General features: G+C 43.4%; 20 protein-coding genes and 2 riboswitches. Of the genes, 8 read left to right on the forward strand and 12 right to left on the reverse strand.

Annotation, left to right across the window (positions count from 1 at the left end; all coding sequences use genetic code 11):
• Window positions 1-240: 240 nt before the first annotated feature.
• Entirely contained in the window at window positions 241-624 is a 384-nt protein-coding gene (gene gcvH / locus K8O68_RS11635; protein WP_093055278.1) for a glycine cleavage system protein GcvH, read from the reverse strand.
• 174 nt (window positions 625-798) lie between these two features.
• On the reverse strand, window positions 799-1,155 hold the full coding sequence (locus tag K8O68_RS11640; RefSeq protein ID WP_230897056.1) for an arsenate reductase family protein: 357 nt from the start codon (window positions 1,153-1,155) through the stop codon (window positions 799-801).
• A 182-nt stretch (window positions 1,156-1,337) separates the two neighbouring features.
• Between K8O68_RS11640 and K8O68_RS11645 the strand changes: the two genes are divergently transcribed.
• A complete protein-coding gene (locus K8O68_RS11645; RefSeq protein WP_230897057.1) occupies window positions 1,338-2,510 on the forward strand; it encodes an FAD/NAD(P)-binding protein in 1,173 nt (390 codons plus the stop codon).
• Window positions 2,511-2,671: 161 nt separating this feature from the next.
• Here the strand turns inward: K8O68_RS11645 and K8O68_RS11650 are convergent, their stop codons facing one another.
• The 3 genes from K8O68_RS11650 to K8O68_RS11660 all read right to left on the reverse strand — a co-directional run bounded on the left by K8O68_RS11650 (window position 2,672) and on the right by K8O68_RS11660 (window position 8,142).
• Entirely contained in the window at window positions 2,672-4,453 is a 1,782-nt protein-coding gene (locus K8O68_RS11650) for an acyl-CoA dehydrogenase family protein (protein WP_230897058.1), read from the reverse strand.
• A gap of 96 nt (window positions 4,454-4,549) precedes the next feature.
• On the reverse strand, window positions 4,550-5,731 hold the full coding sequence (locus tag K8O68_RS11655; RefSeq protein ID WP_230897059.1) for an acetyl-CoA C-acetyltransferase: 1,182 nt from the start codon (window positions 5,729-5,731) through the stop codon (window positions 4,550-4,552).
• A gap of 23 nt (window positions 5,732-5,754) precedes the next feature.
• Window positions 5,755-8,142 (reverse strand): 3-hydroxyacyl-CoA dehydrogenase/enoyl-CoA hydratase family protein, encoded by a 2,388-nt coding sequence (locus K8O68_RS11660; RefSeq protein ID WP_230897060.1) that lies wholly within the window; start codon window positions 8,140-8,142, stop codon window positions 5,755-5,757.
• A 417-nt stretch (window positions 8,143-8,559) separates the two neighbouring features.
• Here K8O68_RS11660 and K8O68_RS11665 point away from each other — a divergent pair, with 417 nt between their 5' ends.
• From K8O68_RS11665 to K8O68_RS11675, 3 genes are all read left to right on the forward strand, one after another.
• Complete coding sequence (locus tag K8O68_RS11665; RefSeq protein WP_230897061.1) at window positions 8,560-8,835, forward strand: hypothetical protein; 276 nt, start codon at window positions 8,560-8,562, stop codon at window positions 8,833-8,835.
• Window positions 8,836-8,856: 21 nt separating this feature from the next.
• Window positions 8,857-9,192 (forward strand): spore coat protein, encoded by a 336-nt coding sequence (locus K8O68_RS11670; protein WP_230897062.1) that lies wholly within the window; start codon window positions 8,857-8,859, stop codon window positions 9,190-9,192.
• 85 nt (window positions 9,193-9,277) lie between these two features.
• Window positions 9,278-9,838: a methyltransferase family protein gene (locus tag K8O68_RS11675; protein WP_230897063.1), complete on the forward strand. Its 561-nt coding sequence runs from the start codon at window positions 9,278-9,280 to the stop codon at window positions 9,836-9,838.
• A gap of 98 nt (window positions 9,839-9,936) precedes the next feature.
• Here the strand turns inward: K8O68_RS11675 and secY are convergent, their stop codons facing one another.
• Both secY and K8O68_RS11685 read right to left on the reverse strand, forming a co-directional pair.
• Window positions 9,937-11,238: a preprotein translocase subunit SecY gene (secY, locus tag K8O68_RS11680; protein WP_230897064.1), complete on the reverse strand. Its 1,302-nt coding sequence runs from the start codon at window positions 11,236-11,238 to the stop codon at window positions 9,937-9,939.
• A gap of 304 nt (window positions 11,239-11,542) precedes the next feature.
• Entirely contained in the window at window positions 11,543-12,082 is a 540-nt protein-coding gene (locus K8O68_RS11685; protein WP_235788484.1) for a DsbA family oxidoreductase, read from the reverse strand.
• 349 nt (window positions 12,083-12,431) lie between these two features.
• Between K8O68_RS11685 and K8O68_RS11690 the strand changes: the two genes are divergently transcribed.
• From K8O68_RS11690 to K8O68_RS11705, 4 genes are all read left to right on the forward strand, one after another.
• Window positions 12,432-13,307, forward strand: coding sequence for a YncE family protein (locus K8O68_RS11690; protein WP_230897066.1), 876 nt, complete (start codon window positions 12,432-12,434; stop codon window positions 13,305-13,307).
• Window positions 13,304-14,014 (forward strand): response regulator transcription factor, encoded by a 711-nt coding sequence (locus K8O68_RS11695; RefSeq protein ID WP_230897067.1) that lies wholly within the window; start codon window positions 13,304-13,306, stop codon window positions 14,012-14,014. The genes K8O68_RS11690 and K8O68_RS11695 overlap by 4 nt, the downstream gene beginning before the upstream one ends.
• Complete coding sequence (locus K8O68_RS11700) at window positions 14,011-15,429, forward strand: sensor histidine kinase (protein WP_230897068.1); 1,419 nt, start codon at window positions 14,011-14,013, stop codon at window positions 15,427-15,429. Before K8O68_RS11695 ends, K8O68_RS11700 begins: the two co-directional genes overlap by 4 nt.
• 155 nt (window positions 15,430-15,584) lie before the next feature.
• Window positions 15,585-15,953, forward strand: a complete 369-nt coding sequence (locus K8O68_RS11705) for a DUF2512 family protein (RefSeq protein WP_230897069.1) — start codon at window positions 15,585-15,587, stop codon at window positions 15,951-15,953.
• Between the two features lie 49 nt (window positions 15,954-16,002).
• On the opposite strand, the gene K8O68_RS11710 is transcribed toward K8O68_RS11705, so the two are convergent.
• From K8O68_RS11710 to zupT, 5 genes are all read right to left on the reverse strand, one after another.
• Window positions 16,003-17,304 (reverse strand): homoserine dehydrogenase, encoded by a 1,302-nt coding sequence (locus K8O68_RS11710; RefSeq protein WP_230897070.1) that lies wholly within the window; start codon window positions 17,302-17,304, stop codon window positions 16,003-16,005.
• A 171-nt stretch (window positions 17,305-17,475) separates the two neighbouring features.
• Window positions 17,476-17,641, reverse strand: a riboswitch (SAM riboswitch).
• A gap of 111 nt (window positions 17,642-17,752) precedes the next feature.
• Window positions 17,753-17,881, reverse strand: a riboswitch (SAM riboswitch).
• Between the two features lie 118 nt (window positions 17,882-17,999).
• Window positions 18,000-19,229, reverse strand: a complete 1,230-nt coding sequence (locus K8O68_RS11715) for a DUF438 domain-containing protein (RefSeq protein ID WP_230897071.1) — start codon at window positions 19,227-19,229, stop codon at window positions 18,000-18,002.
• Between the two features lie 14 nt (window positions 19,230-19,243).
• The gene (locus K8O68_RS11720) at window positions 19,244-19,468 is read right to left on the reverse strand and encodes a DUF1858 domain-containing protein (RefSeq protein ID WP_230897072.1); all 225 of its coding nucleotides are present in this window, start codon (window positions 19,466-19,468) and stop codon (window positions 19,244-19,246) included.
• 224 nt (window positions 19,469-19,692) lie between these two features.
• Window positions 19,693-21,387 carry a dihydroxy-acid dehydratase gene (gene ilvD / locus K8O68_RS11725; RefSeq protein WP_230897073.1) on the reverse strand — a complete coding sequence of 565 codons (1,695 nt, stop codon included), beginning with the start codon at window positions 21,385-21,387 and terminating at the stop codon, window positions 19,693-19,695.
• Between the two features lie 171 nt (window positions 21,388-21,558).
• Window positions 21,559-22,368 carry a zinc transporter ZupT gene (zupT, locus tag K8O68_RS11730; protein WP_230897074.1) on the reverse strand — a complete coding sequence of 270 codons (810 nt, stop codon included), beginning with the start codon at window positions 22,366-22,368 and terminating at the stop codon, window positions 21,559-21,561.
• Window positions 22,369-22,411 lie beyond the last annotated feature (43 nt).

The following is a 22,411-nucleotide window of genomic DNA, read 5'->3' on the forward strand; positions in this document are numbered from 1 at the left end:
GGGCTTATATGTTGGGATTCTGTATTAAATGAGGGCAGATAGGAGTATGAATTAAAAATATTGGGTCAGCATGATGGTCATGGTTCGGCCTTGTAACTAATTCCGCAAATACTCTGTCAGGTTTCTCCGTGTCCCTGTCCGTCTAAGGGAGCACCTTTACCTTTTCCCCCGTCCCGATCGCAAAAAAACTCTCCTGCAAGCGTAGGAATTACGCCTCCAGGAGAGTTGATTTTTCTTGCATTAGTCTTCTGACGTCATTTCCTCATATCCTGCTGCATCCATGAGGTTGTCCATTTCCGATTTGTCAGATGGCTCAATGATAACCATCCACGCTTTTTCATACGGAGATTCATTTACAAATTCCGGAGAATCTTCAAGTTCTTCGTTTACTTCTACAACTTTCCCGCTGATTGGCGCGTATAGTTCAGAAACTGTTTTAACAGATTCCACGCTGCCGAAAGGCTCGTCTGCTTCAAGTTCGTCGCCTACTTCCGGAAGTTCTACGAAAACGATGTCCCCCAGCTCGGATTGTGCAAAGTCAGTAATACCGATACGTACTTTGTCTCCTTCTTCTTTCACCCATTCATGTTCTTCTGAATACTTTAAGTCCTTTGGTAAGTCCATGTACTGATCCCTCCGTATTCTTTCGAATAGTATTGAAAAAGCGGTTACTGATTCTGACGCTTTTTCAAGTAGAATAACTGCCTTTAAAACTTATGTACAAAGCAGTCTAATTCCCTCTCCTTAACTATAATACACATGAAGAAACTTCGGCAACACTAGTGGAATAATTATTATTTACTTCCAGGTGTTTTCAAAGGTCTCCTCTTTAAATCCGACGGTTACCTTATCTCCATCAGTTGTAATGGGCCGTTTAATAAGCATGCCGTCAGAAGCGAGAATATTAAGAAGCTCTTCATCAGATGCTGTTTTCACCTTATCTTTTAAGCCAAGTTCCCGGTATTTTTTCCCGCTTGTATTAAAAAACTTCTTGAGTTCCAAACCGCTTTTCTCATACATGCTTCTAAGTTCGTCTTTAGACGGCGGGTTGTCAACGATATGAACGGCCTCGTAGGAAACATTATGATCGTCAAGCCATTTCCCGGCTTTGCGGCATGTCCCGCATTTCGGATAATGGTAAAAAGTAATTCCCATGGGATTCCCCTCCTCTTTTCATAATTTACCTTACCTTACTATCATATACTAAATCGCCATAATTCTTCATTCGTCTTGCTCACAAATTTTATTATTGGCAAAAATAACAATATGCGCTACAATTTAAACCGTAATAATTACGTTTTATTATTAATAGTATAGAAAAAAAAGAGGTGTCTCATATGGAAGATTGGGTGATTATAGGCGGCGGTATTCAGGGAATGACAGTAGCTGTCCATTTAATAGAAACTGAAAAAACATCGGCTGAAAAAATGACCATCATAGATCCGCATGATAAACCATTAGCAAAGTGGAAACAATTAACCGGCAAAATCGATATGCCCTATTTAAGGTCTGCTTTTGTGCATCACCTGTCTTCTTCCCCGTTTGCACTTGAGAAATTTGGAAAAAAGGACACCGGTTATACAAACCCCTTTCTAGGACGGTACAACCGGCCCAAACTGTCGTTATTTAATGAGCATTGTGAGGAATTATTTCATCAGTGCGAGCTTCATAAATCCTGGGTAAAAGGATCAGTCAACGGGCTGACACGCACAAATGGGGCATGGTCTGTTTCACTCCATTCAGGAGAAGTGATTAAAGCTGCGAAAGTCGTTCTCGCTATAGGTTTAAGCGGACAGCTTCACCTCCCACCTCTGTTTGATAAGATGAAAAAAGATGGACACCCGGTTAATCATATATTTGACGAGAGTTTGGATATCAACAAACTTAAGCCTCCTGTCGCTATTATCGGAGGAGGTATAACCGCTGCGCATACTGCTTTAAAGCTCAGTGATTTATTCCCCGGGCAGACGGCTATGCTGAAACGCCATCCATTCAGAGTACACAATTTTGACAGTGACCCTGGATGGCTCGGCCCCAAAAATATGCATTATTTTACTAAATTAACCGATTATAAGGCCCGCCGAAGCTGTATTCACAAGGCCAGACATCGCGGATCTCTTACCAGGGAGCTTTATCTAAAGCTTCAGAAACAAGAAAGGCGCCAGCTTCTCACTATTAAAACTATGAATGTTAGCAATATTAAAGAGGACAAAAATCATCAAATGGTACTGACAGAGGAAGAGAGTGATTATACCCACACTGCTCACAGTATCATTTGCTGCACCGGGTTCCAGCCGCAATTACCAGGAGGCGACTGGCTTAAAGAGTTAATTGCCAGCTACTCTCTGCCTTGTGCTCAATGCGGCTACCCTATTGTCGATCGCTCCCTTATGTGGACCGATAATTTATATGTGACTGGTGCATTAGCTGAACTTGAAATAGGACCTGTTGCAAGGAACATATCAGGGGCACAAAAAGCTGCTTCGCGAATTGCTTCAGCCGTTAAATAAAAATGAACATGCAAAGGAGCCTCATCAAAATGAGGCTCCTTTGCGTAGAGAGGAGAATGCCTTCCTTTAGAAAGAAGGTTTATTATTATTTTTGGGGCAGGGGAGTGCCCCAAAATTGAAAACTGGATAGCATTTTACGTCTGACCGGGAATTTCCCCCGGTTATACTACATATTTTTCCTGTTCAATGATGCTTACCGCAAGTTCACGCTTTTTAGCAATCATGTTGATTGGCGTATGACGAGTCAGCTTTTTAAGAATAGACAGCATCGTACGGAGACTGTCACCGTCATCCAACGCTACGAGAGATTCTTTCGCAATAGCCTCGATGCGGTTGAACGCTTCCTGAGTATAAACTTCTGTCATTAGAAGCTTTTGGTTTGCTTTCTCTAAACCATCTTTATTAATAGCTTTTTCAGTACGGAGGATGCATGACTCAATGTTAAACACTTCATTTACAAGGTCTGCTACATTAGCGAGCATTTCCTGTTCTTTCTGAAGTTTTTCACCGTATTTTTGTGCTGCTGTTCCAGCGATCATTAAGAAGATTTTCTTAGCATTTTCAAGGAGATATCTTTCCTGTTCAAGCGGCTCATCACCGACTTCTTCAGGCATCATCATCATTAATTCTTCCTGAAGGCCGCCTGCTTTTTCAAGCAATGGAAGTTCTCCTTTCATAGCTTTTCTCATTATAGTTGCAGGAACCAGCATACGGTTAATTTCATTTGTTCCTTCAAAAATACGGTTGATTCGTGAGTTACGGTACATGGACTCTACTTCGTACTCTGCCATGAACCCGTAACCGCCGTGGATCTGAACCGCTTCATCCACAACGAAGTCCAGTACTTCTGAGCCGAAAAACTTATTTAATGAGCATTCAATTGCATACTCGCCAATAGCCTTTCCAACATTGGCTCCTTCTTTCTGCTCCTCTTCTGACAGACTGTTGAATGCTTCGTCAATCAGGCCGCCTGTACGGTATATAGTACTCTCGGCAGCATAGGTTTTAGCAGCCATTTCAGCAAGTTTCTTCTGAATCAAAGTGAATTTAGAAATTGGCAGTTTAAACTGTTTACGCTCATTAGCATATTTGGCAGAAACTTCAATTGCACGCTTAGCTCCTCCAACACATCCTACTCCAAGCTTGTATCGGCCGATATTAAGAATGTTGAATGCGATAACGTGGCCTTTTCCAATTTCACCGAGAACATTTTCTTTAGGAACGAGGGCATCTTCAAGAATCAAAGTACGTGTAGAAGACCCTTTAATACCCATTTTCTTTTCTTCCGGTCCTGTAGATACGCCTTCATACGCTCCTTCAACAATAAAAGCACTAAAATGTTCGCCGTCTATTTTTGCATATACAACGAATACATCTGCAAAGCCTGCGTTAGTAATCCACTGCTTTTCACCGTTTAACACATAATGTGTGCCTGCGTCGTTAAGTTTCGCAGTTGTTTTGGCGCTTAAAGCATCAGATCCTGAACTTGGTTCAGTCAGAGCGTAAGCAGCAATTTTCTCTCCGGTAGCAAGTTCAGGAAGGTACTTTTGCTTCTGCTCTTCCGAACCGAAAAAGACGATTGGCAATGAACCGATTCCTACGTGGGCTCCGTGAGACAGCGAGAAGGATCCAGCTAATGCAAATTTTTCAGTAATGAGTGACGAGCTGATCTTATCAAGCCCGATGCCGCCGTATTGCTCCGGAACGTCTGCGCCAAGCAAGCCCAGTTCTCCCGCTTCTTTTAACAGTCTGACAGACCGGTCAAATTCGTGCTGCTCAATCTGCTCGAGCTCAGGAACCACTTTTTCTTTAACGAAATCTTCTGTTGTTTTTGCAATCATCACATGTTCGTCTGAAAGATCCTCCGGTGTAAACACCTGGTCAGAAGATGTGCTATCCAGTAAAAAGCTGCCGCCTTTTAACGTTTTATCCGTTGTTGCCATTATCCATTCCTCCTCAAAAGTAAGTAAATCAGAGATTTATTATAAAGGCGAAACGAGGAGAGCACTCAGCCCGCTTCGCCCTTTGTACTAAATTAATTAAAGAAGTTCAAATACACCTGCTGCACCCATACCCCCGCCAATACACATCGTTACGACGCCAAATTGTTCGTTACGGCGTTTCATTTCGTGAATCAGGCTTAAAGTAAGCTTAGTTCCTGAACATCCAAGCGGGTGTCCCAGGGCAATGGCTCCGCCGTTAACATTCACTTTGCTTTGATCAAGGCCTAATTGGCGGATCACCTGGATAGACTGGGAAGCAAAAGCTTCATTTAATTCATATAAACCAATATCAGACATTTCAAGTCCAGCAAGTCTGACAGCTTTAGGAATAGCCTCTACCGGGCCAATTCCCATAATTTCAGGAGGAACTCCGGCAACTGCAAATGACCGGAACTTAACGAGCGGTTTCAGGCCGTCAGCTTCAGCTGCTTCCCGGTCCATTACAAGAACGGAGGCTGCTCCATCACTCATTTGAGAAGCATTACCGGCTGTTACAGATCCCCCGCGGACCTTGAATGCGGGTCTCAATTTAGCCAGTCCTTCAACCGATGTTCCTGCACGAACGCCTTCATCCGTGTCGACTGTTACTTCTTTTTCCACCAGCTTATGATTATTGTCCAAAGATCTGAAAGTGACCGGAACCGGTACAATTTCATCTTTGAACTTTCCTTCTTCAATCGCTTTTCCTGCACGCCTGTGGCTTTCCGCAGCGAAAGCATCCTGGTCTTCCCGGCTGATTTCAAACCGTTCAGCTACTTCCTCGGCTGTATGGCCCATTCCCATATAATACTCCGGCGCATTTTCAACAAGCGAAGGGTTTGGCGCGATCACATGTCCCCCCATCGGAATAAGGCTCATCGATTCAGCCCCTCCTGCCAGAATCGCTTCTGACTGGCCGAGCATAATGCGTTCCGCTCCATAGGCAATACTTTGAAGACCTGAAGAGCAGTAGCGGTTGATCGTTATAGCCGGTACTTGATCCGGGAGGCCGGCAAGCGCTGAGATATTCCTCGCCATATTCATGCCCTGTTCTGCTTCCGGCATCGCGCACCCGATAATCACATCGTCTATACGTTCAGGATTGAAATCGCCCGCACGTTTTAATGTTTCTTTTATCGTAATAGCCCCCAAATCGTCCGGCCTTACGTTAGCAAAGCTTCCTTTTTTAGCTTTTCCTACAGGTGTTCTCGCACCTGCTACAATCACGGCTTCTCTCAAAAAATTCCCCTCCTTTAATCAATTTAGTTGCGCAACGGTTTTCCTTTTGTAAGCATATGCTGCATACGCTGCTGGGTCTTAGGTTCGCCGACCAGGCTTAAAAATGCTTCGCGCTCAATATCAAGCAGATATTGTTCATCGACTTTCGACCCCTTCGGAACACGGCCGCCCGCGATGACAAACGCCAGTTTTTCAGCAATTTTCAAATCGTGGTCTGATATATATCCACCGAATTTCATTGTTTTTGCTCCAAGAAGCATCGTTCCATATCCTGTTTCACCTACGACAGGGATCTTCTCCCGTTTAGGTGGCTGGTAACCCTGATCTGCCAGATGTAAAGCTTTCTGTTTTGCGTCATATAATAAATGGTCGCCATTCATACTGATGCTGTCCTGGGTACGGATAAATCCAAGCTGTGCCGCTTCCTGGGCGCTCGTACCGACTTTGGCCATTGCAATCGTTTCAAAAACCTGGTTAGCTACTGCCTGATGGTCAATTTGCGCGCCTTCAGGGAGCCGTTCAATTTGGCGAAGGTAAAGCTCTTTGTTTCCTCCCCCGCCTGGAATAAGCCCAACTCCTACTTCCACAAGGCCCATATATGTCTCCATAGAAGCCTGAATGCTTGCGGATGGCATGCAGATTTCTGCGCCACCGCCTAAGGTCATTGCAAACGGAGCTGCAACAACAGGTTTCGGAGAATAACGGATTTTAGCCATCGAATTCTGGAACTGGCGGACGACAAGATCAATTTCAGGGAAGTTCATATCCTGAGCTTCCATTAAGATCATCATCAAGTTCGCACCAACACAGAAGTTTTTACCTTGGTTGTTTATAACAAGCCCCTTGTAATTTTTCTCTACTTCATCAATAGACTTGTTAATCATCTGCATGACATCAAGTCCAATGGAATTGTTAGGTGAAGTAAATTCAAGGCAAGCAATATCGTCGCCAATATCGATCAGCGAGGCGCCTGCATTTTTCATAATGACTTTGTCATCTTCTTTAAGGGCTTTAATATTTATAACCTTTGGATTCAGGTCAGCTTTCTTGTATTCCCCATTGTGGTAATACTCGTCGTCTGATTTATAAAAGCTTGTAATCCCTTTTTCAAGCATATCTTCAACCCACTGCGGGACAGTCTCGCCTTCCTGTTTCATTCGCTCGACTGATTTTTCAACTCCAATGGCATCCCATGTTTCAAATGGACCCAGTTCCCAGCCGAAGCCCCATTTCATGGCCTGGTCAATATCCCTTATAGAGTCAGCTACTTCAGTGCATTTTTCAGCGGAATACAGAAGGGTTGGTTTAAGAACATTCCATACCAGTTCGCCTGCACGGTCGTCTGCATATACAAGCGCTTTCATTTTTGCGGCTTTCCCTTTAGCCTGTTTACTTTGCTGGACAGACGGAGCCTTTAACTTCTTACGCTCCACATAGTCCATGGTGCTGTAATCAAGCTCAAGAATTTCGCTTCCTTTTTCACCTTTTTTCTTATAATAAAACCCTTTGCCTGTTTTGCTTCCAAGCATTTTTTTCTCAGCCATGTCTTTCATAAAGGCCGGAGGGTCAAAAATTTGTTTCTCTGCTCCTTCAACCTGGTCATAGACGTTTTTAGCCACGTGGAGGAATGTATCCAGTCCAACGACGTCCAGAGTCCGGAAGGTTGCACTTTTCGGACGGCCGAGAGCCGGACCTGTTACTGAGTCAACTTCCCCAATTGAATAGCCTCTTTCAACCATTTCACGGACTGTGACCAGAAGGCCGTACGTGCCGATTCTGTTAGCAATAAAGTTTGGCGTATCTTTTGCTTCAACAACGCCTTTTCCAAGTGTATCTTCACCAAACTGACGCATAAATTCGAACACGTCATCGGATGTATCCTTCGTGCGGATCACTTCAAGAAGCTTTAAATATCTTGGAGGATTGAAAAAGTGAGTCCCGAGGAAATGTTTTCTGAAATCGTCTGATCTTCCTTCAGCCATCGCTTCTATTGAAATCCCTGACGTATTGGAGCTGACGATTGTCCCCGGTTTTCTGTACTCATCCACCTGAGCAAAAACCTTTTGTTTTATTTCCAGATTTTCAACGACTACCTCAACGACCCAGTCGACTTCTGAAAGACGTTTCATATCATCTTCCATATTTCCAGGCTCGATAAGATCTGCGTTCTCTTTTTTAGCCAGAGGTGCAGGCTTTTGTTTCTTCAGTTTTTGAATTGATTCTGCAGCCAGTCTGTTTCTGACAGATTTGTCCTCTAAGGTAAGACCTTTCTTCTCTTCATCTGCAGTCAGTTCTCTAGGCACAATATCAAGCAGCAATGTCGGAATACCGATATTTGCTAAGTGTGCCGCAATCCCTGAGCCCATAATCCCCGAGCCTAAAACAGCGACTTTTTTAATTCCTTTAGTCATGAAGTACCTCCTTCTCCCCTTTTGAATGAATACTCATTCATTTTTTAAGCAAAAAATTTTGCACTTGGAAGTGCATTATTTTTGTCACGAAATGTCTACATTTATAACTATATATAATTTTTAGGAGATACGCAATAGTATTGACAGAAAATTTTTTATAATTTTTTCAATTTATAAAGTGACGTTGTGTGAGAGGGAATAGAAATTTTTTTTTCGCAAAAACTATCGTTGAAAGATTTAATTATTACCATTTGGTGCTGTCAAAAGTTAGTGAAAACTGTCAGTTAATGTGCTGGTAATAAGCGCGGCCCGCTTAGACGGAACCTGCGGGGAACTTCCCGCCCGCCTTTCTGGCTGAATGACAGCGCGACGATACTTTTTTGTACAGCACCGCCACTTTAAAGGAGGGATTTGCCTATGCAACAGCAACAGCAGCAACAACAGCAATCTGTGAACCAGGGACACGTGATGACAGAACCGCCTACGGTTGTGACGACCAAAGACCACCTCTACATTAATGATATGCTCTCGTGGAACCTTTTGGCAATGAAAAAGGCTCATGCCTTTGCTTCCCAATGTTCAGACCAGCAAATATCGCAGGCTCTTGAACAGGCAGGGCGTATGCACTATGACCATTACCAGAAAATACTCAGCCATTTGCAGACTCAAGGACAGCAAGGAACAATACAATAAGTTTGGAAAAGGAGTGATTCGATGAACCAGCAGCAACAGCAAAGCGGAGTGAAAATAGAGAATCCTAAGACCCAGCATCCTGAGACACCACAAATGAACGACCGGGATTATATTAATGACATGCTTGCTACTGAAAAATATATGACGAGTTCCTATTCTACAGTGTTAAATGAAGCAAGCCATGAATCACTGTACAGCGACATCCAGGGAATCTTTAATGAATCCCAGCAATGCCAGCGGGACCTGTTTAACTTAATGTTTGAAAAGGGATGGTACAGCTTTGAAGCGTGTGACCAGCAGAAGCTTAACCAGTCTTACCAGCAGTTCCAAGGTTACTCAAACCAGTTCCCTTATTAACTGGTAACAGCTGGGGGGTCTGACCCCCCAGCTTTTTCCTTTTTTATTTTGAGTAAATTTCTTAAATTAAGTTAAAAATATACTTATGACTATTCACCTTTATTTCAGTTCTGTACTTTTGTTAGCGGCAGCGGCTGAATGGTTTTTCTATAAGAAAAGAGAAGGCAACAGAAAGGAGGCAGCAGAGAATCAGCAGCGGCACCATGTGGCGGTTGCTTTGGCACTGGCTTTTTCTCTTTTTCTCTGTTTTCAGCTGAAAGCCCACACCACAACAGTACACATAACCGCAAAAACAGCTGGATTTGTAATTTTATTTCATGGCGCTATGATTCGAAGCTGGGCCTATATCATTCTGTCCGGCCATTCATCAGAACTGCTTTCATCGCTTCAGTACAGGCCTTTGTTCAGCCATGGGCCGTATCGTTTCCACCGCCATCCACTGCATGCAGGTTTCTTTCTAATGGCTCTCGGAAGCGGATTATATATCAGTAACCACTGGCTGGCTGCTCCACTTGTGTTTATCCTGTTAGGGAGCGCCCTTCATCCATTAATGAGACAGGAAGAGCAGTTCTTCGAAAAAAAGTACGGCGACATTTATACTTACTGGAGCAAACGCCGATTCCGTTTCGTCCCCTTTTTCTATTAAAACCCAAAAACTGGGGGGACAGACCCCCCAGTTATTTCCACCTCCATCCGTAAAAAAGCTGCTTTCCTCTTTTAGTTACTGAGGAAAGCAGCTTTTAGTTATGAGCTCTTTTTAAGGAACCCGGTATATTTACGGTCGATCAGCTGGCTTTCGATACGTTTCATAGTATCGAGTGCGACACCGACCACAATTAGAAGTCCTGTTCCGCCGATTTGAACCGCGGGCGGCAGTCCGGCAAATTGAGCGAACAACAATGGCAGGACAGCAACTGTGGCCAAAAACAGCGAGCCTACAAACGTTAAACGGTAAAGAACTTTCGTAATAAACCTCTCTGTTGTTTTTCCAGGGCGTATTCCCGGAATAAACCCGTTTTGTTTCCGTAAATTATCCGCCATCTGTTCAGGATTCATCTGCACAAACGTGTAAAAATACGAGAAACCGATAATGAGCAGGACATAAACAGACATTCCTAATGGATTTGAATAATCAAAGGTCTGGACAATCCACCGTCCAACTGTATTGCCCTCCCCAAAAAAGTTGGCAACTGTCGGCGGGAAAATAAACAGTGACATGGCAAAAATGACAGGTATAACTCCGGCCGTATTAACTTTAAGCGGTAAGTGAGAGGATTGCCCCCCTGTCGGCCTTCCGCCTGCCGCCATTTTTTTCGCATACTGGACAGGCACTTTTCTTACAGCCTGCTGAACGAAAATCACACCGACAACAACAAGCATAATGGCCATTAAAATAAGTAAAACAGTCACTATATTAATAAAAAGCTGGTCTCCGGCATCCACGAAATACAGCCCGTAAAGCTGATTGACGCCGTTAGGAATACCTGCGGCAATTCCTGCAAAAATCATAATAGAAATTCCGTTCCCGACTCCTTTGGCAGTAATTTGTTCCCCGAGCCAAAGTAAAAAAGCCGTACCGGCTGTCAACACGACAGCGATTGTTAAATAAGTAAGCACAGACGGATTCGGTACAAGTCCTGCCATAATATTATTAAAGCCGATGGACATCCCTAAAGCTTGTACAAATGCTATCCCGATTGTTCCGTAACGCGTCACCTGAGCAAGCTTCTTCCGGCCTGACTCTCCCTCTTTTGCCCACTCCGCAAATTTAGGGACAACATCCATGCGAAGCAGCTGCACAATTATTGAAGCAGTAATGTATGGCATAATCCCCGTAGCAAATATTGAGAAGTTCTCTAAAGCGCCTCCGCCAAAAGTATTTAAAAAGCCCAAGGCAGCCATCCCCTCAAAATTAAGGGCATCTGCATTCACCCCTGGAGCAGGTATATGGGCGCCAATTCTAAATACAACTAAAATGGCCAAAGTAAATAAAATCTTGTTCCGTAAGTCACCGACTTTAAAAATGTTCTGCAGGGTTCTAAACATTACTACACCTCTTATCCGCCGAAATATGTATAAATCTATAAAAACAACTGCCTCTCTAGAATACCATATTTTTCTGAAAAAGTTAGAAAATTTTCTCAGGGAAGAAAACTTTTTTATTTACACTGGGTGTACTCAGCCATCATTTTGCAACAAATACCTCACCCTTTCTCCCTGAACTCCTTCTGCCTTCCGTTTACACTTGCATATTCCCTTATACTCCTGTTCTCTATTGTCTGACCCAGCCACATGTCCCGTACAATTACAGAAGAAGGGCATGCTCCTTTACTGGAACATGCCCGGGGCGTTATTTTTCTTCTGATAATGCTTTTTCAAAAGCTGCCCTCGGCTGAAGGCCTGTCAGTTTCTTTTCCCCAATAAAAAATGTCGGAACAGCTTGTACCATATCTGTGGTGCGCGCGTGTTTAAGCCACTTTTCTCTCTCCTCAGAATACCGTCTGGCAGTCAGAGCCTCTTCAAACTCTTTACGGTTCAGGTCCAGCTCAGCGGCCAGTCCACCTAATACAGAAATATCACCAATATTTCTCCCCTCTTCATAGAACGCTTTAAACACTCGGTCTGCATAATCGTTGCCTTTCCCATGCTCTTTAGCATATAACAGACCTTCATGGGAAAAATGAGTGTGAGGCTGCGGATCAACCATAGGCAGATTCATTCTTACCCCTAATTTTTCTGCGTAAGGAAGGACGGACTGGTGCCATGCCTGCTGAATATAGTCGCTCTTTGGACTGAGTGTTTGCTGAGGGTAAGGTCTCAGTTCAAAAGGCAGCCATTCAACTTCCACATCTTTTCCTTTAATTGCTTCAAACAGCGGAGCCTCCGCCAAGTAACAGAATGGTCAAACAAAATCAGAGTAAATCCGGATATTAACTGTCATAACCATGCACACTCCTTATTTTATATTCAGAACTTCCTGTGAGAGGCAGTTCCTGCAACATTTAATATAAATGCTTTCAGACTGCCAAACAATTTTCTTATTTATTCACAAATACTTTTCATTTTTCGTGTAAAATAATAGTATTTCAGAACTCTCCAAGGAAAGCGGGTGACAACCTTTGATAATGAGTAAGATGCCCTTTCTACTGATCCTGGTAATACTTCTTATCATGAACAGCGGCTGTAATGGTGAAGGGCATAAACTTAATCTCCCTGCTACAAAGGAGAATCTCCTTTTGGTGTCCCATTTGAAAAATCCCTTATTAACTGTTATTGATTTAAATGAACAGGAAATTATCAGGGAATTGGAACTCCCTTTTATTGTTTCAGATATGGTTAAAATTAATGAAAATGAAATTATTATTTCAAGCCAGCAGACAGACTCCCTATACAGGCTGACTCTGGATGATCACATTCTGGAACCGCTTGTTGAAACTGGAAAAGGAATAAATGAACTGATTTATACAGAAAAAACAGGTACGATTTACGCAGCTAACTCCTTGCGAGATGAATTAGTAAAAGTCTCGCTCCAGGACGGCATAACAGTCAACAAAAAAAGTACCGAAGAACATCCGTCTTCCTTAACCTATAACCCGGATAGAGATGAATTATATCTGGCAAATGTTTACGATCACAGCATCCAGCGCTTCAATGGAGATTCGCTTGAACTTATTGATACGTTAACGATTGTTGACCGGCCAAACGGCCTCCTTTATTATGACCAGCATCTCATTGCCGGGGGGCACGGAGCAGCCGGGGAATTGAACAGGGATGTTTTTATTTTTTCTTTATCTGAAAAAGAAACGGTCCATCAGCTGACTGCCGGCCTTATGCCTATAGATTTTGTTAAAACAGATGACTCGGAAAGACTGTATGCGATCAGCCACGGATCACATGAAGTATATGAAATTGATCCTGAAAACTTTTCAGTTTTAAGGAAAATTGAAGTAGGTTTCAACCCGTATTCTAGCCTTTACCATTCAGGCACACTCTTTATTAGTACACTGGACGGCCATACGGTTACTCTGATAGAAACAGACAATTTTCAAGTATATAAAGAAATAGCCGTAGCACCCGGCCCGCATACGATGATTTTACTGGAGGGAACAAAATGAGCAACGAAAAAGAAACGACAGTTTTAATTGTAGATGATGAAGAAACCATGCTTCAGCTTGTAGGTAATATTCTAAACAACGAAGGTTACAGGACAGTTACAGCCGCAAATGGACACGAGGCCATTAATAAAATGAGTATACTTGATATCAACTTTGTAATTCTTGATATTATGATGCCCGGAATGGACGGCTATGAAACGTGCCAGGAGATCAGAAAGTCCTCGGATGTCCCTATTCTCATGCTTACAGCAAAAACGGAAGAAATGGATAAGGTAACAGCTCTAAAAACCGGCGCAGATGATTACCTGGTGAAGCCATTCGGAAAAAATGAATTGACCGCCCGTATAGAAGCGATTCTCCGCCGTACTAATTCCCATTCTGCAAAAAGCAAAGACACAACTGTGCAGACGGAATGGACATTTGAAAATATTACTTTAAATACTGAATCGAAAAAGGTTACTGTTGACAGCAAGCCTGTTAACTTAACAAAAAAAGAGTTTGAAGTCCTGGAACTGCTTATCAAACATCCGGACCAGGTTTTTTCAAGAGAGCAGCTACTTGACCGTATTTGGGGATTTGAATACTTAAATGCTACTTCGAGAACAGTGGATACACATATGAAAACCTTAAGGCTTAAACTGAAAAATGCTGCTCCATATATTAAAACCGTCTGGGGGATGGGTTACAAACTCGAGGTTCCTGAATGAAAAACTACCTTTCCATTCAAGCAAAAGCCTGGATCTTATTTGCTGTCAGCATATCAATAGTCATCGGACTGATTATTTCCATCACGTTCTACCTCTATCAGGACTTATATTTAAGTAATGAAACTGACCGGCTGAAGCAGCAAACGGAAAGTCTCCAGGAAGCTTATCTGAATCTCAGTCAAGAGGAATTCCAGGAGAGGGTTGCGTGGACAGTCGACGAATCACCTGTCCAGGCAGTAGTAAACAATGACCCTATGATGCTAGGCGCAGCTCTTCCATTGGACGAGCCTGGTGATGAGCTGATGATTAATCAGGAAGAGCGGGAGCAGCTGCTGAACGGCAATAGTGTGACGATTATCAGGGATCACGAAAACCTGAATTCAAGAATTCTTGGAATTGCGGCCCCTGTGGGACAAGAAGGTTTTCTTGATGCGATTATTCTTCTGTACCGCCCCGTGGCGGAAGTTAACGACGCATTTTATCAGATTGCCCCTATCGTTGCGGGAATAGGTCTCGTTTTCCTGTTTATCCTGTTTATTCTCATGCAGAGAGTGCAGCAGCAATACCTTGCTCCTCTGGTGGACCTTGAAAAAGGGGCAAAAAAACTTGCGGAAGGTAAATACGAGACTGAAATTTCACTTACAGTTAAAAATGAATTGTCACGACTCGCTAACGCTTTTCAATTTTTAGCCTCTTCCCTTGCAGCTGAAGACGAAAAGAAGCGGTCGTTTATACAGAATATTTCTCATGAACTTCGTACGCCGCTCAGTTATATTAAAGGGTACAGCGAACTTCTCCATGAAGCCAATGTAAACGAAGAACCTGAGCTTTATAAAGAATACTCTTCTATTATTTATAAAGAAGCGAACAGGATGAACCGGCTTGTTGACCAGCTGATCAGTTTAACAAAACTGGAACAGGTCAGCGTTGAATCGATGGATTTATCTCCGCTCGTTCTTTCGGAGATACTTAACGAAGCCGCTAAAAATACGGAAGTAAAACGCCGGAACAAAAACCAGGTCCTTCACGCTGAAATAGTTGATGACTTGATAGTCGCCGGCGAAGAGGACCGCCTCCTTCAAGTGTTTATTAATTTACTTGATAACGCCTCTTCTTACACACAGGAAGGAGGAAATATAAAGATTAGAACTTTCGACGGTAAAACGAATGCGATTGTTGAAATTGAAGATAACGGTGCCGGTATTAATAAAGCTGATATCCCCCGGCTTACCGAACGATTTTACAGAGGTGAAAAATCCAGGGCAAGAGGCAAAGGAGGAGTAGGGATCGGCCTGTCGATCGTCAGCCAGATCATCAAGCTGCATAACGGAACGATGTCCTTTGAGTCCGAAGCAGGCAAGGGAACGAAAGTAACCGTATCTATTCCGCTATATACTGATGAAACAGAGAATTAGACGCCTTAATTTATAAGGCGTCTAATTTTCCATTAACTGGGGGGTCTGACCCCTTTTTTGTGTTCCAACTAAATGGAAAAAAAGAATGAATTTAGCTTTAAGAGGTTTACACCCTCCTAAAAAAAGGAATGTTTTTTCCAAAGGAGGTCGATACTTTGGTACATGTCAAAGCATTAGTCTTAAAACTGATCATGGTTTCCCTCGTTTTCTTAATTGTATTAAGCGGGTTTAACGGGTACCCGGCGGTAGATGTTGTCTTGCTATCTCTTGCTGTCACAGCAGTATCTTACGTTGTAGGAGATTTGTTAATATTAAGGAACTCCAATAATGTGGTAGCCACGATAAGCGATTTAGCCTTAGTTATGGTATTAATCTGGCTCATGTCTATTCCACTATTAGGGGGAGGCGTTCCGTTTGGTCTCGTCTTCTTAACAGCTGTCATCATAGCTGCAGGCGAATGGGTCCTGCACCTGTACATGGCGAATGTCGTACATCCAAATATGGAAAGCCCTTCTCCTTCCTGATCTTATCAGGACTAATGACACCGCCTTTTAAGGCGGTGTCACTTTGTATTTAAGACACTGAACGTTCTGTAACAGCATTCAGCTGCAGAATCGACTGAAGTTCGCCGCAAACGGGATAAAACCGCACGGTATCGTTTAAAGTTGACATAGCAGCAGTCACATCGTGCTTTTTGCCTTTAACTAATACAGCTTCTCTTCCTTCAAGCCTCTTAATAGCTGACAGTTTTTCAACTGCTCTTTGTCCTTCAAGCTGCAGTGCAAGCTGTTTGCCAGTCACCAGCCACACTCCGGAATATTCCGGCTTTATTTTGGTTTCCTCGTCTTCCTGATTGACCCCGGAAAGCTGTGGAGCTTCGTGGTGATCCTCAAAAAGCGGCGCTTTTTCACTTGTATAGCTCCAGAAATTTATTAAATCTTCTATAACGGCACTGGCAGTAGGAAATTTACCTGCTCCCGCACCCTGAAACAGCAGTGAACCGACAATACTGCCTTTAACGTGGATGCCATTATTAACACCTTCCACACCATACAGCGGATGGTCGTTTAAAACAAACTGCGGTCCTACCGAAGCAGTGATTGTGTTTCCGTTTTTTTCAAGAGACGCCAGATGCTTGATACGTCCTCCTAAATGATCGGCCAGAAGTAAATCACGAACATCTGTCCCTCTGATGCCGGCCGGTTTTTCAGTCAGCCATACAGGCGCTTTCCCATAAATCCAATGACTGAGAATAGTGGTCTTATAATAGGCATCCCATCCGTCAACATCTTTATCCGGCACAGCTTCAGCATATCCATGTTCCTGTGCTTCTTCCAAAGCTGTTTGGAATGCCGTGCCTTCTTCTCTCATTTTAGTTAAAATAAAATTGGAGGTGCCATTTACGACTCCTTCTATTCGCTCCAGGTCGTTCGTTTTCAAAGTATGGCGCACGCTGGTTAAGACTGGAATACCTCCGGCTACAGCCGCTTCAAAAAACAGTCTGCAATTATAGATGGCTGCTAAATTAAGTAACTCTTCCCCGTGCTTTGCCACCAGTTCTTTGTTAGCTGTTATAACTGTAATTCCTTTTTGTAAAAGCCGCCTTACAAACGGGTAAGCCGTCGTTGCGTCCGGGGAAGCCTCCACAACAGCGTCAAGATCAGCCAGTGACTCAAACTCTTCAAAACTGTCTGTAACTGCTGTTTCCCCACTGATATCTCTTTGTTTCTGTTTATCCTTAACTAAAATGACCGGAATACTGAACTGGCTCCCGATTATTTTTTCGACTTTTTCCTTTTTTGTAAGTAACGTCTCATAAACTCCGCTTCCAACGGTCCCAAAACCAATAATACCTACTTTTTTGACTTGACTCATTAGTTGTTCCCTCCTGGATTGACTGTATTTAAAAAAGGTGAGATTATTTCAGCTGATATTTAATCATGCCCCTCTACTCCAACTGAACTAAAATCAGCACGGTTTAACAGAAAAAATTAAAAAAGCTCTCTGGTCCGGTAGACAGAGAGACGAATGCTGATGGATTCCTCTCCCTTATCTTTTAAAGCTGTAATACTTTAAAGGATTTAGCACCTGGCGCAGTAAGAAAAATGAAGACTGTAAAACCGCTTCTCACTTCTGCAGTTCTCCTTCCCATTTTTCTCTCGCTGGTTGCCGGGCTTCATCGGGCCAGTCCCTCCGCCGCTCTCGATAAGAGAAATTACTATTTAACTGTAACTGTCGGCCTTCCGCCAGCAGAAAACCAAAAACTCCCTGACATTAAATGTAAGGGAGTGTACGGATATGACATGCTTATGGCAGCTCATTCTCCTTATCTCCCAAATCATTCAAAGTAATTGAATTCTTTGCAGGAATTAGCACCTTGCGAAAAAGATTTCTCTTTTCCACTGGTTGCCGGGCTTCGTCGGGCCAGTCCCTCCACCGCTCATGATAAGAATTAATTATGAAGTTGAGAATCAGTTTATCATTTAAAAGTTTGATTTGTCAAACTCTTTTTTAAAGAAAAACTCTTTATTTCTGAAAATAGATGTCAGAAAAAACTCGTACGAGACTGCTTACGACATTAACCTCTTCTCTCCGGTAATTTCCTGAACAGGTTTAATATTTTGAGTAAACTCGACTGTGCCTTTATAATTTCCTTCTCCGTCCCTCACTGCAAAATAACGGATCAGCACATATTTGTCTTTAAAAGGAATCCAGAAGTCTTCTACATCTTTTTTACCTGATTTAAAATCATCGAGCAGGTCGTTTACGATATGGGCGCTCTGAGGCGGATGGCAATTCTGGACTGACCGCCCAATCACCGATTTAGTGCGGTGGAATATCCGTTCTTTCCCGTGGGAAAAATAGCGGACTGTGTCATTTTCATCTATGAATGTAATATCAACAGGAAGATGGTTCATCATCAGTTCAAGCTGTGGAACAGATAAAATACCCGTATCCAGCTGGACGACCCCATCTTTAAGGAAGGGATTTCCTAAATCAGCGCGTTCAGGCTGCCAGACTTCCGGCGGATCTATAAATGTGTATCCAATGACATCTCCTTCTCTCTCAATCTTCAGCCATTCATCTTCTGTTAATTTCTCTAAAGCAAGCGGGAATAAAATATGTTCTTCTTTATAAATCATTTCAGATACTTCGCTGATAATATAGTCGAGGGACTTCAGTAAGTCTGTTTTATTCCATGTCCCATTAGTCAGCAGATTCCTTGCTTCTTTTACTGCAGCGCGGATGCGGTCATCCACCCCCCACATGACTTTGGTCGGTCCGAAGATTCCGTATCTTTCGAGATACGGAAAAAGCAAATTTTCTTTTCGGCTGTAATGGTTATCAATCTCCAGAAGCTTTGTTAGATCATTTATCAATTTGTTTACCGTTTCTTCTGCTTCATCTTTCTCAAACTGGTCCCTGTGAAGCTTCAGTGTAAAATTAACGTGACGGTCAATTTCCTTATTTTCTTGAATAAAGGTATGCACAGGATGCCCCTGGGCGTGCTCCGGCCCTTCCTTCTGGTGAATCTCCTCTATAGAGCCTTTAAATACTTCGGTATGAACGGAACATAACCTTTGTACTTCTTCAACGGAAATTCCTTCTTCTTCCATAAGCGCCTGCTCCATTTTTGAGATATCGCTCACAGTGACCTGGTCAACCGCTTTTGTAAACCTTTCTTTCACTTCGGAGACACTTTTTCCTTCATGAAGTTCTTTAATTATCTCTTTTAATAACTGCTGGCGCTCTGATTTCTCCTGAACTGCCCTCTCACGATTATTAATCATTTCACTCATTTCATTTTCCTCCTTCAGCTGATTACTTTAAATCCATGCTGCATTAGTTGTTTTTTCACGTCTTCCAATGGAATCCCCATTGCCCGGCTGCCTTTCGGTATGGTCATGATTCTCCCAGCCGACTGGAGCATTCCCGGCTTTGTTATATTTACAAACCCTATATGCCTCATGGCCTCAACCAAGTCAGGGTGCTGCGTACACAATTCATAGACCGTTTTACTTAACGAGATCTCTTTCATTTGGCCTCACCTCATCAGTTGTATGAGAATTATTTTCAATTAAATAATAGCATGAAGGATACCTCCACCGATGTGATGTGGGTCACCCACACACTTACGTTCACAGATCAGTCAAAAAAGTGGAGGAATGATTGGTTATCAACATAAAAAGGCCCAGCTTCCATTTAAGCTGGGCCGTTCATACGTTTATGGATACTGATGTTTTCTATAACCGCCCCTTTTAGTTACTCAAGGTCGGCGTCCGTAACTGCTCCTTTTGCAGAAGAAGAGACAAGCTTGGCGTATTTAGCCAGAATTCCTGACTTATATTTAAGCGGCGGCTGTTTCCAGTCGCGCTTCCGCTGTTCCAGTTCTTCTTCACTTACATCCATATTGATTTCCTGTGTGCCGCTGTCAATCGTTACTTTATCGCCATTTTGCAACAATCCGATCGGTCCACCAACAAAGGCTTCCGGAGCAACGTGGCCAATAACGAATCCATGGGATCCTCCGGAGAAACGCCCATCTGTCATAAGTGCCACTTTTCCTCCAAGGCCGCGTCCGACGATCATAGCAGTGATAGACAGCATTTCCGGCATGCCCGGTCCGCCTTTTGGTCCCACCTGGCGAACGACCAGCACATCACCTTCGACAATCTCGCCTGCTTCAATCGCTTCAGTCGCTTCCGCTTCACTATCGTATACTTTCGCATACCCTTCAAACCGGCTGATCTTCTGTCCTGACATTTTTGCTACGGCCCCTTCAGGAGCAAGGTTCCCGCGGAGAACCACTAACGGACCGTTTGGTTTAATAGGATCATCCATCGGCTTGATGACAACTTGTCCTTCTTTAAGAGAAGGCGCCTCTGCTAAGTTTTCTGCCACGGTTTTTCCTGTAACTGTCAGACAGTCACCGTGCAGCAGGCCATGTTCGTGAAGAAGCTTCATAACCGCAGGAACTCCTCCAACTTCAAATAAATCCTGCATGACATATTTGCCGCTTGGCTTTAAGTCCGCAATATGAGGAACATTGGCGCGGACTCTTTCAAAGTCATCGAGACTCAGATCTACGCCAGCTGAATGGGCGATTGCAGTTAAATGAAGGAAAGCATTCGTCGAGCCTCCAAGAGCCATGACGACAGTGATGGCATTTTCAAATGCTTTTTTCGTCATAATATCGCGCGGGTAAATCTCTTTTTCGAGTAACTGAACAACCATCTCACCGGCTTGGCGGCATTCCTGTTCTTTATAATCATCTACAGCCGGAGTTGAAGATGAACCCGGGATACTCATTCCCAGCGCTTCCACTGCAGCTGCCATTGTATTGGCTGTATACATACCGCCGCACGCACCCGGTCCGGGGCAAGCGCTGCATTCCACTTTATGAAGCTGCTCATCATTAATCGTCCCTTGCTGGTGCTGGCCGACTGCCTCGAATGATGAAACGATGTCAATATCCTCACCATTTAAGTTACCGGGCTTGATGGTTCCTCCATACACGTAGACAGATGGAACGTTAAATCTGCCCATTGAAATGAGGCACCCTGGCGTTGTTTTATCACAGCCGCCGATCGCAACTACACCGTCCAGCCTCTCTGCCCCTACAACCGTTTCAATTGAATCAGCAATGACTTCCCGGCTGGGAAGGGAATAATTCATTCCTTCATGCCCCATGGCTATCCCATCTGCCACAGTGATAGTATTAAATATCATCGGCGCGCCTCCGCCGTCTTTCGCCCCGCTTTTAGCCTGCCTTGCCAATGCATCAATATGTACGTTGCAAGGTGTAACCTCACTCCATGTACTGGCAATTCCGATCATAGGCTTTTTGAAATCGTCGTCTGTAAATCCGACAGCACGAAGCATAGAACGGTTTGGGACTCTGTTCACACCTTCACTAATTACTTTACTGCGGATACGCAGATCTTTTTTTCCTTCCATCCTTTGTCATCCTTTCTTCTCTCTATACATTAGTCGATGATCCTCTTTTTCTTTCGGGAAAAATCGCGTCTATAATCCCTATCATACGCATTTTAGCACAGCAACGCAATGAGTTTTCTGAAAACATGATTTTTTCTGACTATGAAAAGGCTGCCATTTTAATTTTGTATATTAAATAAGGATAAGACTGACAGCCATTACGGCCATGCCTAACATCAAACCGTAAATCGGAAGATGAGTTTCATCATATTTTTTTGCAGCAGGCAAGAGCTCATCAAGCGAAATGAAAATCATAATTCCTGCCACCGCTGCAAACATTACTCCGAACATAATCTCATTTAAAAACGGCATTAAAATAAGGAAAGCCGCCAGTGCTCCCAGCGGTTCTGCAAGCCCGGAGAAAAAGGACAATTTAAATGCTTTCTTTTTGTCTCCGGTAGCGTAATAAATTGGTACAGAGATCGCCACTCCTTCAGGAATATTATGAATCGCAATAGCAACGGCAATGGCTACTCCGAGTGCAGGATCCTGTAAAGCAGCAGTAAACGTAGCCATCCCTTCAGGAAAGTTATGTATCGCAATGGCTAAAGCGGTAAACGTCCCCATTTTCAGTAATTCAGTTTCCCCGCCTGTTTTATTTCTCCGGGTCACCATATCCTCTACTTTTTTTACTTCATGAGGGTTCCCGGGCTCCGGGATCATCGAGTCAATCGCAGCAATCAGCAGCATCCCCCCAAAAAAGCCGGCCGCCGTCGCCCAGTTTCCGGCTGGTGAACCGAGAGCACCTGTAAGGGTGACTTGTGCTTTAAAGAATATTTCCACCATTGATACATAGATCATCACGCCTGCAGAAAAACCGAGAGCAAAAGACAGGAACTTTGTGTTAGTCCTGGACGTAAAAAAAGCAAGAAGACTTCCTATTCCTGTGCAAAGCCCAGCCATTAAGGTCAGACTGAAAGCAAAAAGTATATTCCCATCCATGCCGGATTCCTCCATCTGCAGGTTTTTAATAACGTCTTAAATT

The sequence above is a fragment of the Salipaludibacillus sp. CUR1 genome, from assembly GCF_021028955.1.
Taxonomy (GTDB): Bacteria; Bacillota; Bacilli; order Bacillales; family Salisediminibacteriaceae; genus Salipaludibacillus.

Bases quoted from the DNA above. Each gene is read 5' to 3' on its own strand.
- gcvH (WP_093055278.1), bottom strand. From the start codon at position 624: ATGGACTTACCAAAGGACTTAAAGTATTCAGAAGAACATGAATGGGTG.
- zupT (WP_230897074.1), bottom strand. From the start codon at position 22,368: ATGGATGGGAATATACTTTTTGCTTTCAGTCTGACCTTAATGGCTGGG.
- K8O68_RS11670 (WP_230897062.1), top strand. From the start codon at position 8,857: ATGAACCAGCAGCAACAGCAAAGCGGAGTGAAAATAGAGAATCCTAAG.
- K8O68_RS11720 (WP_230897072.1), bottom strand. From the start codon at position 19,468: ATGAAAGAGATCTCGTTAAGTAAAACGGTCTATGAATTGTGTACGCAG.
- ilvD (WP_230897073.1), bottom strand. From the start codon at position 21,387: ATGGAAGGAAAAAAAGATCTGCGTATCCGCAGTAAAGTAATTAGTGAA.
- secY (WP_230897064.1), bottom strand. From the start codon at position 11,238: ATGTTTAGAACCCTGCAGAACATTTTTAAAGTCGGTGACTTACGGAAC.
- K8O68_RS11665 (WP_230897061.1), top strand. From the start codon at position 8,560: ATGCAACAGCAACAGCAGCAACAACAGCAATCTGTGAACCAGGGACAC.
- K8O68_RS11675 (WP_230897063.1), top strand. From the start codon at position 9,278: ATGACTATTCACCTTTATTTCAGTTCTGTACTTTTGTTAGCGGCAGCG.
- K8O68_RS11650 (WP_230897058.1), bottom strand. From the start codon at position 4,453: ATGGCAACAACGGATAAAACGTTAAAAGGCGGCAGCTTTTTACTGGAT.
- K8O68_RS11695 (WP_230897067.1), top strand. From the start codon at position 13,304: ATGAGCAACGAAAAAGAAACGACAGTTTTAATTGTAGATGATGAAGAA.
- K8O68_RS11660 (WP_230897060.1), bottom strand. From the start codon at position 8,142: ATGACTAAAGGAATTAAAAAAGTCGCTGTTTTAGGCTCGGGGATTATG.
- K8O68_RS11715 (WP_230897071.1), bottom strand. From the start codon at position 19,229: ATGAGTGAAATGATTAATAATCGTGAGAGGGCAGTTCAGGAGAAATCA.
- K8O68_RS11700 (WP_230897068.1), top strand. From the start codon at position 14,011: ATGAAAAACTACCTTTCCATTCAAGCAAAAGCCTGGATCTTATTTGCT.
- K8O68_RS11640 (WP_230897056.1), bottom strand. From the start codon at position 1,155: ATGGGAATTACTTTTTACCATTATCCGAAATGCGGGACATGCCGCAAA.
- K8O68_RS11645 (WP_230897057.1), top strand. From the start codon at position 1,338: ATGGAAGATTGGGTGATTATAGGCGGCGGTATTCAGGGAATGACAGTA.
- K8O68_RS11710 (WP_230897070.1), bottom strand. From the start codon at position 17,304: ATGAGTCAAGTCAAAAAAGTAGGTATTATTGGTTTTGGGACCGTTGGA.